The 14,042-nt window shown below is 67.2% G+C and carries 9 protein-coding genes and 1 tRNA gene; 6 read left to right on the forward strand and 4 right to left on the reverse strand.

Features of this window, described 5'->3' with window-relative positions; all coding sequences use genetic code 11:
* Positions 1-122: 122 nt before the first annotated feature.
* Genes ASD68_RS14200 through ASD68_RS14210 form a run of 3 tightly spaced genes read left to right on the forward strand, consistent with a single transcriptional unit; the run spans position 123 to position 2,975 of the window.
* Positions 123-1,532 carry a coniferyl aldehyde dehydrogenase gene (locus tag ASD68_RS14200; RefSeq protein ID WP_082546084.1) on the forward strand — a complete coding sequence of 470 codons (1,410 nt, stop codon included), beginning with the start codon at positions 123-125 and terminating at the stop codon, positions 1,530-1,532.
* 55 nt (positions 1,533-1,587) lie between these two features.
* Positions 1,588-2,412: an NADPH-dependent 7-cyano-7-deazaguanine reductase QueF gene (gene queF / locus ASD68_RS14205; RefSeq protein ID WP_056607914.1), complete on the forward strand. Its 825-nt coding sequence runs from the start codon at positions 1,588-1,590 to the stop codon at positions 2,410-2,412.
* The gene (locus ASD68_RS14210) at positions 2,409-2,975 is read left to right on the forward strand and encodes a hypothetical protein (RefSeq protein WP_056607916.1); all 567 of its coding nucleotides are present in this window, start codon (positions 2,409-2,411) and stop codon (positions 2,973-2,975) included. Before queF ends, ASD68_RS14210 begins: the two co-directional genes overlap by 4 nt.
* Before the next feature lie 10 nt (positions 2,976-2,985).
* On the opposite strand, the gene ASD68_RS14215 is transcribed toward ASD68_RS14210, so the two are convergent.
* Together ASD68_RS14215 and ASD68_RS14220 are read right to left on the reverse strand one after the other, a co-directional pair.
* A complete protein-coding gene (locus ASD68_RS14215) occupies positions 2,986-3,555 on the reverse strand; it encodes a hypothetical protein (protein WP_056607919.1) in 570 nt (189 codons plus the stop codon).
* 242 nt (positions 3,556-3,797) lie between these two features.
* Complete coding sequence (locus ASD68_RS14220; RefSeq protein WP_007081333.1) at positions 3,798-4,181, reverse strand: HU family DNA-binding protein; 384 nt, start codon at positions 4,179-4,181, stop codon at positions 3,798-3,800.
* 328 nt (positions 4,182-4,509) lie between these two features.
* On the opposite strand from ASD68_RS14220, the gene ASD68_RS14225 reads away from it, so the two are divergent.
* Genes ASD68_RS14225 through ASD68_RS14235 form a run of 3 tightly spaced genes read left to right on the forward strand, consistent with a single transcriptional unit; the run spans position 4,510 to position 12,109 of the window.
* Complete coding sequence (locus tag ASD68_RS14225) at positions 4,510-9,216, forward strand: PAS domain S-box protein (protein ID WP_056607921.1); 4,707 nt, start codon at positions 4,510-4,512, stop codon at positions 9,214-9,216.
* Entirely contained in the window at positions 9,213-9,671 is a 459-nt protein-coding gene (locus ASD68_RS14230; RefSeq protein WP_056084539.1) for a response regulator, read from the forward strand. Before ASD68_RS14225 ends, ASD68_RS14230 begins: the two co-directional genes overlap by 4 nt.
* The gene (locus ASD68_RS14235; protein ID WP_056607922.1) at positions 9,668-12,109 is read left to right on the forward strand and encodes an EAL domain-containing protein; all 2,442 of its coding nucleotides are present in this window, start codon (positions 9,668-9,670) and stop codon (positions 12,107-12,109) included. Before ASD68_RS14230 ends, ASD68_RS14235 begins: the two co-directional genes overlap by 4 nt.
* 73 nt (positions 12,110-12,182) lie before the next feature.
* On the opposite strand, the gene ASD68_RS14240 is transcribed toward ASD68_RS14235, so the two are convergent.
* Together ASD68_RS14240 and ASD68_RS14245 are read right to left on the reverse strand one after the other, a co-directional pair.
* Positions 12,183-12,259 (reverse strand) — tRNA-Arg (locus ASD68_RS14240).
* 222 nt (positions 12,260-12,481) lie between these two features.
* Positions 12,482-14,026 carry an outer membrane protein transport protein gene (locus ASD68_RS14245; RefSeq protein ID WP_056607925.1) on the reverse strand — a complete coding sequence of 515 codons (1,545 nt, stop codon included), beginning with the start codon at positions 14,024-14,026 and terminating at the stop codon, positions 12,482-12,484.
* Positions 14,027-14,042 lie beyond the last annotated feature (16 nt).

Below are 14,042 nucleotides of genomic sequence, written 5' to 3' on the forward strand. Positions count from 1 at the left end.
GCGGCGGGGCGACGAATCACCCGGCTCGCGACGATGGCGTGATAGAAAGGAGGCGAACATTCGCGGCGCGGGCGTCATCGAAACGCCGCGCCACGAATGGCCACCAGCACTGCGGAAATGCCTTGACCGATCCCGTCGCATTGAACGAAACGCTGCAGCGCATGCGTCACGCGCAAAGCGGCAATCCCCTGCCGGCATGGTCGGTGCGAGCGGGCCGGCTGCGCGCGCTGCGAGCGCTGCTGCGCGACCATCGCGCGGAGCTGGCGGCCGCCATCGACGCCGATTTCGGCCGCCGGCCGACGCAGGAAACCGACCTGCTGGAGTTGTTCCCCAGCCTCTCGGCGATCAGCCATGCGCTGCGCCACGGGCGGCGCTGGATGACACCACGACGACGCCTGGCCGGCGCGCTGTTCCTGCCCGCGCGCATCGAACTGCGACCACAGCCGCGGGGCGTGGTGGGCATCATCGTGCCGTGGAACTACCCGCTGTACCTGGCGGTGGGGCCGCTGGTCGACGCGCTGGCCGCGGGCAACCGCGTGATGTTGAAGATGAGCGAATTCACCCCGCGCTTCTCGGCCCTGTTCGCCGCGTTGGTGGCGCGGCATTTCCATGCCGACGACGTGGTCGTGGTCACCGGCGCGGCGGACGTGGCGCAGGCGTTTTCCGCGCTGCCGTTCGACCACCTGCTGTTCACCGGCTCCACCGCGGTCGGGCATCAGGTGATGCGCACGGCGGCGGCCAATCTCACCCCGGTGACGCTGGAGCTGGGCGGAAAATCACCGGCGATCATCGGCCCGGGCGCGCGCTTCGAGCACGCGGTGGAACGCATCGTGTTCGGCAAGCTGGTCAATGCCGGGCAGACCTGCATCGCACCGGATTACGTGCTGTTGCCGCGCGATCGCATGGACGACTTCGTGACCGAGGCACGGCGCGTGATGGCGCGGATGTATCCGCAACTGGCGCAGAACGGGCAGTACGCCAGCATCGCGTCCGACCGCCAGTACCAACGACTGACCGCCCTGCTCGATGATGCCCGCGGCCGTGGTGCCCACGTGCATCCGCTGGGCGACGCCGCAGCGGATGCCACGCACCGGCTGCTGCCGCCGCAACTGCTCAGCCGGGTCGACGACAGCATGGCGGTGATGCGCGAGGAGATCTTCGGCCCGCTGCTGCCGCTGCTGCCCTACGACACCATCGACCAGGCCATCGCCAGTGTGGCGGCGCGCCCGCATCCACTGGCGCTATACCTGTTCGAGAGCGACAAGGCGCTGATCGAGCGCGTGCTGTCGCGCACGACCGCCGGCGGCGTTTCGGTCAACGACACGCTGTACCACATCGCCCAGCACGGCTTGCCATTTGGCGGCGTGGGCGCATCGGGCATGGGCGGTTATCACGGCGAAGCGGGGTTCCGCACGTTCTCGCACCTGAAGCCGGTTTTTCACCAGGCGCGGTTCAACGGTGCCGGCTTGTTCAATCCGCCCTATGGCGAACGGTTCCGCCGCCTGCTCGACCTGCTGCTGCGACGCGGCTGAACCGCAGCCACGGGGCGACGAGACACCTGCGTCGCGTATCAATAGACTTCCCGGCATGAATTCTCCCGAACACTCCCCGCTGGGCAAGGAAACGCCGTACGCCGACCGCTACGACCCCGCGCTGCTGTTTCCCATCCCGCGCGACAGCAACCGGGCGGAGTTGGGCCTGGCCGAACCCTTGCCGTTCCACGGCGTGGATATCTGGAACGCGTACGAATTGTCGTGGCTGGACCCGCGCGGCAAACCGGTGGTTGCGCTGGCCGAATTCCGTGTGCCGGCGACGTCGCCGCAGCTGATCGAATCGAAATCCTTCAAGCTGTACTTGAACGGTTTCGCCGGCGAGCGCATCGCGGACGCGTCCACCCTCACCCGTACGCTGGTGCGTGACCTCTCGTCCGTCGCCGGTGCGGTGGTCGGCGTGCAGCTGGGCGACGCCCGCGCGGCGGTCTACCCGGTCAACGATATGGACGGCCATTTGCTGGACGACCAGGCCATCGATATCGACGATTACGGTCCGCCGAACGCCGATTTCCTGCATGCCGATCGCAGCCTCACGCCGGTGGCCGAGACACTGGTGTCGCATCTGCTGCGCTCGAACTGCCCGGTGACGGGCCAGCCGGACTGGGGCAGCGTGCAGATCGCCTACCGCGGCGCGCCGATCGACCACGCGGGGTTGCTGCGTTACCTGGTGTCGTTCCGCAATCACAACGAGTTCCACGAGCATTGCGTGGAGCGCATCTTCGTCGACCTCAGCCGGCGCTGCGAACCGCAGCAACTGAGCGTGTACGCGCGCTACACGCGACGCGGCGGGCTGGATATCAACCCGTTCCGCAGCAACACGCCGGTCACTCCACCCAACCTGCGGACGGTGCGGCAATGAAGAACGATCGGGCCCGTTTCCGGGCGGCAACCATCGCATGCCAGGCACTGTGGCTGCTGGCACTGGGCGGCTGCGGCAAACCCGACACGCCGCCAGCCGCGCCGGCACCGGCACCTGCCCGCACGGTGCAAGCACCCGCCAGCGTGGCGCGGGTGGTTCCCGCGCCGGTGTCCTCCACGGCGGCGACGCCCGCACCGGCGGCAAGCGTCGCCGCCGCCGCGGCGATCAAGGTGATGCAGCTCACGCTGGGTACGAGCGTCGATGACGCCCACAAGATCACCGCGCCGGGTACGCGCTTCGCGCCGGACGCGAAAACGCTGTATGCCAGTGTGGATACGCGTGGCCAGACCGCCAAGTCCACGCTCAACGCGCGCTGGCGCTATCTGGAGGGCGACGGCCAGTTGATCAGCAGCATCAGCCAGTCGATCGCCGCCGACGGCCCGGCCACCACCACGTTCACGCTGCACAATCCCGATCTGTGGCCCGAGGGGAAATACCGGATCGAGATCTTCCTCGACGGTGCGCCGGTGATCCAACGCGATTTCGAGATCGCCAAACCCTGACCGCGCCGGGTCAGCCGGCTCGTCCGCCGTTCTCCCGCGGCACCGAGCCACCGAGATAGCGGTATTGATCGGGCGGCAGGTACAGCGGAAACAGGGTCGACTCCTCCTGTCGCAACAGCCGGCCCAGCAGGCTTGCCGCGCGCGCCACATCGGGTACGAAACGGCGGCGGCAGGTGGCATCCCACGGGGCGCCGAGATATTCCACCAGGATCGCCTCGATGCGCAGCACGTGGCGCCGCACGTCGGCCTGCACTTCGTTGAAGTGGACCATCGCCATCGTGTCGTGCTCGAGCGCACAACGCAGGTACGGATAAAACTGCACGTCCTTGATCAGCGCCGTGCGCCGGAAACCATCGGCGAAATCCTGCAGGCAGGCAATCTGCGTGCTTTCGTCCGACGTGCGGCAGGCATCGAGCAGGGCGCGCATCAGCCCCCTTGCGGTCGCCGCATCCAGCTTCAGTTCGGCAACCAGGCGCTGTCGGTAGCGGACCGGAAACAGCGAGCCGCCGTCACCGGAGCTGGCCGTGGTTTGGCCCTCCGGAACCGGCGTTCGTTCAAGCATGCCGCGCAGCAAACGCATCGAAGCCCCCGTCCCTGAACCCCGGCCACGCCATCGCGTCGGCGCCGGGTCAAGTCCGAGTCTAGATTAATTTCGGGGTGATTCGACGAAATTGTGCGCTACCGCACGGAAATTTTTGCGCGCACATGTTTGAAACGATGCACCATGAGGGAGGTTGTTTGTGCCTCCGAATCGTTTCCCCCACGACGGGAGGAACGAATCGGATGCGGCGGCATCACGCACGCCGCATCCAGGGTCCGACGTCAGGCAGCGGCGTCTTTCAGCTTCTTCAGCGGACGCACCTTGATCTTGACCGAGGCAGGCTTGGCGGCAAACACCTGCTCCTGCTTGGTGAACGGGTTGATGCCCTTGCGCTTCGGCTTGGCCGGCACCTTGACGGCGGTGACCTTCAGCAGCCCCGGCAAGGTGAACTCGCCAGCACCCTTCTTGTTGACGGAGGCGGTGACGGCGCCTTCCAGCGCAGCCAGCACAGCGCGCACATCTTTCGCAGCCACGCCGCTGCTCTCGACCAGGTGCGCGAGCAGCCCGGACTTGTTCAACGGTTCCTTGATCGGTTTCGGAGCAGCGGCAGGTTTGGCCACTGCTTTGGGTGCTGCGCCCTTCGTCTTGTTCGTCGTCTTGGCCATGGATTAATTCCGTGTATTCGATGATGGATGGTGGGTTTGCCGCGAAAACCCCTCTCGGCAATGTGGAATGTAGGGCAAGCGTGTTGGCTCGCCAAGTCATGATGCAGCTACAAAAGCGCTTACATGTCGCATCCCGGCGACAAGAACACCCCCGGCGAGGTCTTTCACGTCGATGTTCCCGTACCGACGCGGGCGTGTTTTACTGCATGTCGCAGGCGAGGACAGGTGGATTCAGGGGCGACTTTCCGGGGTTCATCGCTGCCGTTGCACCAGCAGGGTGTGCCTTGCGGCGTTGCGGGCGGCATGATGGAGTCATCAGGGGGATGACATGGCTGACGCCAGGCGGCATTTGCGGTTTCCGGTGACCGGCGCACTGCTGGTGCCCGCGCTCGCGCTGCTGGATGCCTGCGGCGCGACGCTCGCCGGATCCTTTTCGATGGAACGCGTGGCGCTGGATGCGTTGCTGGCCGTGCTGGCCTTGTCGGCCTGGTCGACGGCGCGCGGGCAGAGGCGTGGCGGGCTGGTGCTCGCCCTGTGTGCCACGGCGTGGGCGGCGCTGCTGATCAGGGCCGGGCATGTACCCGAAGCCAGGCTGCCGCTCTGGTACATCACGCTGCTGGTCGTGCCGGCTGCCATCTGTGCCACCGCCACCACTTCCACCACCCTGCGTGCAGCGGCACGCGGCATCGCCATGGCTGCGGTTTTTGCGGGACTGGCCTACCTGCTGCGGGCGTGGAGCGAACCACACACGGCCATGAGCCTGTTGCTCAGCGCGCTGCAGACGCTGGCGCTCAGTTGCACCGGATGGCTGTTCGCTTCGTTGCTGGAGGAACCCGCGCGGCCTGCGGCCATCGCGCCGGCCGCGTTGTCGGGCATGGGCTGGATGGGTTTGCTGGGCTGGATGGTGCAGGCCACCGCGCTGGTGCAGGGCGGAACGTTCCTGGTGCCGATGGCGTTCAACACGGCGCTGGCCTTCGTGCTGCTGGGCCATGCCCTGTGGCTGCTTGGCAGTGGGCGCACGTTGGCGGCGTGGTGCCTGGGCCTGCTGTGCATCCCGCTGGCGGTGTCACCCTTGCTGGCGGAGTACCTGGACCGGGTCGACATCGTCGGTGAACTGCTGTGGCGGCAGCAGGCGATCCAGGCCGAGAACGCCATTCCCGGCCGACTGGCACCCAACACCGCGTTGTCGTTGCTGCTGGCCATCGGCGGGTTGACGTGCGCGCTGTTCGCCCGGCGAAACCCTGCCTGGTGGAGCGCCACCTGGGCCTGCGGCCTGCTGATTTCGCTGGCCGGCGTACTGACGCTGGTGGGTTACATCTTCGCGCTGCCGGGCATGCGTACGCTCGGCCCGCATACGCCAATGTCGCTACCGGTGGCTCTGGGCATGTTGCTGCTGGGTATCGGGCTGGCCGCCAGCAATCCGCGTCCGCCATCGCAACACCACTACCGCACCGTGGTTTTCCCGGCGGTCATCTGCCTGCTGACGGTGGCGTCGTCGCTGCTGTTGTGGCGGTCGCTGGAACAGCAGCAAAGCCGGCTGGAATGGGATGCGCTGCAAAGCCGCCGCGACAACGTCGCCAACCTGCTGCACGAAGGCATGAGTTCGCGGATGGAGGCCTTCGAACGGCTGGCGTCGCGCCTGGCCGGCATGCCTGCCCCCATGCGCGAGCAGCTTTTTGCGCGGGATGCCACGAACTATCTCCGCGACATGATGGGCCTGCGCGCGATGGGCTACGCCGACGCTGGCCACGTGATGCGACAGACGCTGGTACGGCCATCCACATCCGCCGCTCGATCCGACGGCCAGCTGTTTGCGCCCGCGCGCATCTTCGACCAGGTCGACGCCGGCGAAGGCGCCGTGCTCAGCGCGCCACTGACGCTGCTCAACGGCAGGCAGGGCCAGTTGATCGTGGTGCCGGTGCGCGCCGACAACGCGACACAGGGCTACGTCGTGGGGGCGTTCCAGTTCGATCGGCTGTTTCCGAGCCTGCTGGACGCCATGCCCGGGTTGCACGGCCTGCTGATCACCCAGCATGGCCAGACGCTGTACGCGCAGGGTGACCACGGCGCGGCGCAGGCTCCCGCCAGCATGGATCTGCAGCTGTACGGCCAGTGGTTGAGCGTGAGCGTCTACCCCGGCACGGGCGGCGAGCACGGCCGCATACCGCAGCTGGTGTTGCTACTGGGCTTTGCCCTTGGCGGCCTGCTGGCGGTTGCCTTGCGGCTGTCGGCACTGGCGCGCGAACGCACGCAACGGGCGGAGGCCGACAGTGCACGGCTGAGCGAACAGGGCCGCGAACTGGAGCGCGCGCTGGAGGCGTCGCGATTGATGATGGACAGCGCGCCGGACGTGATCTGCGTGCTGGATCGCGAGGGCCGTTTCCTGCAACTCAGCGCCGCGGCGCAGCGGCGCTGGGGGTTCGCGCCGGAGTCGCTGCTGGGCAAGCCGCTCACGGAGGTCGTGCATCCGGACGATCGCGAGAACACCGCCGCGGCCGCCGCCCAAGTACAGCAAGGCGTACCCAACCCCAACTTCCGCAACCGCATCGTGAGCCACAACGGGCAGGTGCTGTACATGCAGTGGTCGGCCGTGTGGTCGGAGCAATCGCACTGCATGTACGTGGTCGGCCGCGACCACACTGAGCTCCATCGCGCGGAGGATCTGGAGCAGCGCCAGCGGCAGATCCTCACCGCAATCGCTCGCGGCCACGCATTGCCGCAGGTGCTGGAATCAATCGTGGCCGCGTACGAAACGGCGCACCACGACGCGACCTGCTCGATCCTGCTGTTGCGCGACGGCCGCTTGCACCACGGTGCCGCGCCCGGGCTGCCGGCTGGTTTCCGCCACGGCATCGACGGCTCCCCGATCGGTCCGGCGGCCGGCTCCTGCGGCACCGCGGCGTGGCGCGGCGAGCGCGTGGTGGTGACCGACATCGCCACCGATCCGCTGTGGCGCGATTACGCCGCGTTGGCCCTGGCGCACGACCTGCGCGCGTGCTGGTCGACGCCGGTACTGGCCCGCGATGGTTCCGTGCTGGGCACGTTCGCGGTGTACTACAACGCAACGCACGATCCGTCCGCCGCGGAGATGAGCGGCATCGACACGCTGGCGGCGTTGACCGGCGTGGCGATCGAGCACGCCGACGCGTTCACCCGGCTGAGCGAGAGCGAGCAGCGTTTCCGCTCGCTGTTCGAGCATCACCCCGACGGCGTGCTGGCGCTGGACCTGGATGGCAGGGTGATACGCCGCAACCCGGCGGCCAATGCCTTGCTGGGGCTGGACCGGCCGCAACGGCTGGCCTTCGTGCACAGTTTTGCGCCGGTCGACGGCGCGCGCGTGCAAGCGGCGCTGGACAACGCCACGCGCGGCGAATCCGCACGCCTGGACGTGGCCGCGCTGGACGCGAACGAGCAGCGCTTCGCGGCACATCTGGTCAACATCCCGATCATCGTGCAGGGCGAACCGCGCGGTGTCTTCGCCGTGCTGCAGGACCACCGCGAACTGCGCCACGCGCAACAGGCGCAGGCCAGCCAGCTGGCGCTGATCTACGCGATCGCCGAAAGCGTGGGTGAAGGCCTGGTGGCGGTCGATGCCGATGGCCAGCCGACCTTCCTCAACCGCACCGCGTCGCGCACGCTGAAGCTGTCGGCCGAACGGTTGCCGACCGGCGACGAACTCCCCGACAACATGCGCGGCACGCTGCAGAAAATACTCGGCGGCGTGGCCCATGCCTCCGACGATGACGCCGCGTTCAAGCTGACCGACGGCAGCGTGCTGGACGTGGCCTACCTCGCCACCCCGCTGATCATCCGCAACCAGCTGGCCGGTGCGGTGATGGCGTTCCGCGACATCGGCGGGGTCAAGGCAGCCCGGCGCGTGCTGCAGCAGCGCAACCAGTTCTTCGAGATGTCGCAAGAGGTGTTCTGCATCGCCGATCCGCTCAGCGGCATGTTCCTTCAGGCCAACCCGGCCTACGCCCGACTGCTGGGCCTGGACGAAGCGGACATGCTGGCCATTCCCTTCATCGACCTGCTGCATCCGCTGGACAAGGCGCCCACGCAACTGGCGATCCAGCGCCAGCTCGATGGCGTGAAATCGATCAACGGCCTGCTGACCCGGATGCGCTGCGCCGACGGCAGCTACCGCTGGCTGGAGTGGGTGTCGATCAGCGCGGCCGATGGCCTGCTCTACGGTGCCGCGCGCGACGTGACGGCGCGCCAGCAGGCGGACATGGCGCTCGCACGGGCGATGGACGACTTGCGCATCCGCAACCGAGAGCTGCAGGATTTCGCCTATGTCGCCTCGCATGACTTGCAGGAGCCGCTGCGCAAGATCCAGTCGTTTTCCGATCGCCTGCTGTCGCGGCTGTCAGCCACGCTGGACGAGTCATCCAGCGATTACCTGCAACGCATGGGCCACGCCGCCCACCGGATGCAGGCGCTGATCGACGACCTGCTGGCCTACTCCCGCGTGGCCACGCGCAACGTGGCGGTCAGCGCCGTCGACCTTTCGACCACCCTCAGCGCCGTCATGGACGACCTGGAAACGCGCATCGCCGAGGCGCAGGCGGTGATCGAGGTGGGCACGTTGCCGGTGATCCAGGCCGACCCGACCCAGATGCGCCAGCTGCTGCAGAACCTGCTGGCCAATGCGCTGAAATTCCGCGCCGCCGACCGCCCCTGCCACATCAACATCACCGCTACCCGGATCGAAAATGCCGACGCCCCGGGCGCCGCGCGCTGGGAATTGCGCATAACCGACAACGGCATCGGCTTCGAGAGCAGTTACGCCGAGCGCATCTTCGCCCCGTTCCAGCGCCTGCACCCGCGCAACGTCTATGAAGGCACCGGCATCGGCCTGGCCATCGTGCGGCGTATCGTGGAGCGCCACGGCGGCTCGGTACGCGCCGAGGCGCAGGCTGGACAGGGGGCCAGCTTCATCGTCATGCTGCCCGGGTCGGCCAGCACGCCAGAACCGGCCGATCCGCAGGATGCCTCCTTCATCGACGGAAAGTTTCTGGGAGTGGATTCATGAGTCAAGCCCGTGCCGCGCTGTCCATCCTCATGGCCGAGGACGATGCCGACGACCGCGTGCTGATGCGCGACGCGTTTCGCGACAGCGGTGTCGAGGTGGAACTGGAATTCGTACCGGACGGCGTGGAGCTGATGGCGCGCCTGAATGCGCTGATCGACGCACCCGACGGCGAACTCCCCGACCTGTTGCTGCTTGATCTCAACATGCCGCGCATGGACGGCCGCGAGGCCTTGCATGCGATACGCGAACACGACGGGCTGAAACACCTGCCGGTGATCATCCTCACCACGTCGCGCGCCCGGCTCGACATCCTGGCCAGCTACCAGCTTGGCGCCAACTCGTTCGTGACCAAGCCAAGCCGCTTCGAGGAGCTGATCGCGGTGCTGCGTTCGCTGGAACGCTACTGGACCGACATCGTGCAGCTCCCCACCGAGAAACAGGGGAGCGGCGAATGAACGCGGCGCCGCTGCGGGTTCTCGTGGTCGATGACGATGAGGACGATTTCGTCCTCATCCGCGACCTGCTCAACGATGCCCCCGGCAGCCACTACGCGTTCGACTGGTGCGCCACGCCGCAACAGGGCCTGGAGGAATTGCGCAAGGGCGCGCACGACGTCTACCTGGTGGACTACCTGCTGGGGCCGTCCAGCGGGCTGGACCTGATCGAAGCGGTAAGCCGCGAAGGCCTGTCGCGCGCGTTCATCGTGCTGACCGGGCGCGGCAACCACGCGGTGGACGTGGCCGCGATGGAGGCCGGCGCCAGCGACTACCTGGTGAAGGGAACGATCGATGCCGAGCGGCTGGACCGCAGCATCCGCTACGCCGTCGATCGCATGCATTTCATGGAGGCGCTGCGCGACAGCGAGGCGCAGCACCGGCTGCTGTTCGAGCAGAGCCCGGTGCCACTGCTGGTGTTCGACCGCAACACCCACGCCATCCTCAACGCGAACGCCGCCGCGCATGTGCAATACGGCTGGTCGCCCCTGCACCTGTTCGGGCAGAACATCGACTCCGTATTGGCCCCGGAGGACCGCGCCCGCTTCCTGGCCGACCTGGAGAGCGGCGAGCTGTTTTCCGCCACCGCACAACCCTGGGACATCCAGCACAGCGATGGCCGGCAGTTGCAGGTCGAGGGCCTGTTTCATCCATTGACCTACCACCGCGTCAACGCGGTGCTGGCGCACCTGCAGGACATCACCGAGCGCCGCCGCGTCGAGGCGCAGCTGCGGCTGCTTGAACGCGCCATCCAGTCCACCGGCAACGGCGTGGTGATTGCCGACGCGCGCGAGCCGGGCGCGCCGGTGACCTTCATCAACCACGCATTCGAACACATCACCGGCTACAACGCCGCGGAAGTGATCGGCCAGAGCTGTCGCCAGCTGGGTTTCGAGGACAGCAGCGAAAGCGAGCGCGCGATGGTCCGCCGGGCGCTGGCCGAACAACGCGACTGCAACACGGTGCTGCGCGACCAGCGCAAGGACGGCACGCCATTCTGGAACCAGCTTTATTTCGCACCGGTGCGCGAACCCGGCGGCGAAACCTCGCATTACATCGGCATCCTCAGCGACATCACCGAGCATCGCGACACCGAGGCGCGGCTGGCCTATGCGGCCACCCACGACGTGGCCACCGGCCTGGCCCGCTTTCCGGTCATCGAGACGATGCTGCAGGAGCACGCCGAGCAGCGGGCGGACGAACCCTTCAGCCTGGTGTTCGCCGACATCGATCGCTTCCACGCCGTCAACGAGGCGATGGGCTACGAAGTGGGCGACCGGGTCATCGCGGAGCTGGCGCAGCGCCTGAGCGCCCATGTCGGAACGCGCGGCCGCGTGGCCCGCTTTACCGGCAACGAGTTCGTGGTCGCCCTGCCCTACATCGACCGCGAGGAGGCGACGGTGCTGGCCGAGCAACTGCGCCGCGCGGTGGCCGAGCCGGTGACGCTGGGCGATGGCGAGGTGCGGGTCACCATCAGCGTGGGCGTGGCCACGTATCCCGGCCGCGTGCACGACATCAACGACCTGCTGCGCCGCGCCGAAGCCTCCATGTCGCGCGCGAAGCAACTGGGGCGCGATCTGGTCTGCGAATACTCGACCGACGACATGCGCCGCATGGAAGACCGCCGCATGCTGGGCATCCGCCTGCGCCATGCGATGCAGCATGACGAGCTGCATCTGGTGTACCAGCCGGAAATCCGCAGCAGCGATCGCGCCGTGATCGGTTTCGAGGCGCTGTTGCGCTGGAACAGCCCCGAGATGGGCCTGGTGATGCCCGAACGTTTCATTCCGGTGGCCGAAGGCCTGGGCCTGATGCCAGAGCTTGGCGGCTGGGTACTCGATCACGCCTGCGCCCAGTCGCGCGCGTGGATGGATGCCGGCCTGGGCGATTTCTTCGTGGCGGTGAACGTGTCGGCGCAACAGATCCAGCGCGGCAACTTCGCCGAACAGGTGGCTGAAACGCTGCGCCGCCATGGCTTGCCGGCCGACCGGCTGGAACTGGAGTTGACCGAAAGCGCCCTGCTGGAAAACGTCGACCGCGCACTGCACTCGATGCAGCAGCTGTCCGCACTGGGCGTGCATCTTTCCTTCGACGATTTCGGCACCGGCTATTCCAGCCTGTCCTACCTGCGCCAGTTCCATGTCGACAAGCTGAAGATCGACAAGTCCTTCGTCTGCGACATCCCGCGGGACGCCAGCAGCGTCGCCATCGCCCATACCGTGGTGGCAATCGGCCATCAATTGCGCATGACGGTGATCGCCGAAGGCGTCGAAACCGCCGAGCAGGCGCAGCTCCTGATCGACATGGGTTGCGATGCGCTGCAGGGTTACCTGTTCAGCCGCCCCATGAAGGGGCCGGCCGTTGCCGAGTGGCTGGCGGATTATCAGCTCGAGGCGTGAGCGGCGCCGGCTGGCGCAGGTAACGGCGCAAGGTCATCGGCATGGCCGATCGCGCAAGCGGAAAGAGTCAAGGTGGTGCGCCCGGCGGGATTCGAACCCACGACCACCGCCTTCGGAGGGCGGTACTCTATCCAGCTGAGCTACGGACGCATGCATTGATGGCCGGCCGTTCCATGCAAGGCGCATGGCGGCGGACGCGCAGTATAGCCGAGTTGTCTACGTGCGCACATTGGACGCGCGCCATGCACGGATAGCGTACGAGGACGCCTGGCGGCGGCCTCATGACGCCACATCGCGAGCGCGACCCATGAAACGAAAAGCCTCCCCGTTCGCACGGGGAGGCTTGGGTCGTGACTCGGGTTTGTCGGGGAATCAGAACTTGTACGTGGCCGACACGCCGAGCAGGTTGCCGTAGTCCTCGAAATTGCCCGCCAGCCGGTTGCCGGTGGAATCGATGGTATCGACGTGCGCGTTGTTGACGAAGATGTGCGCGTACGAGGCGTTGATCTCGAAGTTGTCGCTGGCCTGGTAGCTCAGGCCCACCGTGGCCAGCTTGCGGGTGGAGTCAGGCACGCGCGCGCTGCGGGTGGCCAGATACGTCGGCGTGCTGTCGACGGCAACGCCGGCGCGCACGGTCAGCTTGTCGTTGACGTTGTAGTCGCCGCCCACGGACGCATACCAGGTGTTGCGCCAGTTGTAGTGCTCGGTCGTCGACGGCTGGCTGTTGCCGTAGTTCACGGTCAGATCCTGGAACGCGCTCCACTTGGTCCAGGCCAGGTCGATGCCGAGGCCGAAGCGTTCGGCCTGATGCCAGTAGCTGGCGCTGGCCACGGCCGGGGTGGTGAAGTCCGCGGTGCCGGTGGTGTGCTGGAACGGCGGGATGGAGGCGGCCAGCTGCGGGTTGGCGAGCAGTGCGTCGTAGCCGGCGGTGGTGGTGAAGTTGCCGGTGCCTTCCAGGGTGTGGCTGATCTTGGAGCGGTAGTTCAGCGCCAGCTTGTCGTTGGGGCTGAGCTTCCAGTAGCCGCCCAACTGCCAGCCGTAGGCCCAGTCGTCGCCCTTGATGCGGGCGAAGCCGTCGCCGCCCGGCGGGGTGGCCGCCGCTACATTTGCAGCGCCGGCGGTCGCGGCGGCAGTGGCCATCTGCTGGGCCTGGGCCTGGATCGCGGCGATCTGCGCCGAGGCCTGCGCCTGCGACATCGCACCGGCAGCCACGGCCGCCTGGACCTGGGCGATCAGCGGCGCGATCTGCTTCGCAGCCGTCGCCGCGGCGGCCGCGGGAATGCCCTGCTGAATGCTCAGACCTACGGCGTTGTAATTGATGGCGCTGGTCAACTCGGCCGAGGTCTTCTGCGCGATCACGCTGGCGCCAAGGCTGAAGTTGTCGGTGACGTCGAACGAGGCGGACAAGGTGGCGTCCAGCGACTGGAACTTGGATTTGACCGCACCGTAGCGACCCTTCCAGTTGCGGTCATATTCGGTCTGGAAGCCGAACGGCACGGAGAAGCCGAAGCCCAGATGCATGCGGTCGCTGACCTGGGTGGCGAAGAACAACGCCGGCACCGGCAACGTGGTGCCGCCATCGCCGCCGTTGCCGCCCTCGATCGGGCGTCCCATGACGTCGGTCGCCGTGCCGCTGAACTTGGTACTGAAGTTGATGGCGGTGACGTCGGCCTGCAGATAGGTGCCCTTGAGGTCGCTCATCGCGGCGGGGTTGTTGACCACCACCGACACGTCGCCGCCAGCGGTAGCCGAGCCGGCATAGGCGCGGCCCATGGCCTTGGCGCTGTTTTCCTTCAACTGGAAGGCGCTGGCATCGGCGTTGGAGGGCGCAACCAAAGCACCCACGATGGCCAGGCTCAACGCGGCGAGCGTGAGCGGCCGGGCGGTGCCGGAAAGGATACGGAATGAAGTTTGCATCGCTTGCTCCTGCTTT

Origin of the sequence: Rhodanobacter sp. Root627, assembly GCF_001427835.1 — a bacterium.
GTDB lineage: Bacteria > Pseudomonadota > Gammaproteobacteria > Xanthomonadales > Rhodanobacteraceae > Rhodanobacter > Rhodanobacter ginsenosidimutans.

Bases quoted from the DNA above. Each gene is read 5' to 3' on its own strand.
- ASD68_RS14225 (WP_056607921.1), top strand. From the start codon at position 4,510: ATGGCTGACGCCAGGCGGCATTTGCGGTTTCCGGTGACCGGCGCACTG.
- ASD68_RS14220 (WP_007081333.1), bottom strand. From the start codon at position 4,181: ATGGCCAAGACGACGAACAAGACGAAGGGCGCAGCACCCAAAGCAGTG.
- queF (WP_056607914.1), top strand. From the start codon at position 1,588: ATGAATTCTCCCGAACACTCCCCGCTGGGCAAGGAAACGCCGTACGCC.
- ASD68_RS14245 (WP_056607925.1), bottom strand. From the start codon at position 14,026: ATGCAAACTTCATTCCGTATCCTTTCCGGCACCGCCCGGCCGCTCACG.
- ASD68_RS14235 (WP_056607922.1), top strand. From the start codon at position 9,668: ATGAACGCGGCGCCGCTGCGGGTTCTCGTGGTCGATGACGATGAGGAC.
- ASD68_RS14215 (WP_056607919.1), bottom strand. From the start codon at position 3,555: ATGCGTTTGCTGCGCGGCATGCTTGAACGAACGCCGGTTCCGGAGGGC.
- ASD68_RS14230 (WP_056084539.1), top strand. From the start codon at position 9,213: ATGAGTCAAGCCCGTGCCGCGCTGTCCATCCTCATGGCCGAGGACGAT.
- ASD68_RS14210 (WP_056607916.1), top strand. From the start codon at position 2,409: ATGAAGAACGATCGGGCCCGTTTCCGGGCGGCAACCATCGCATGCCAG.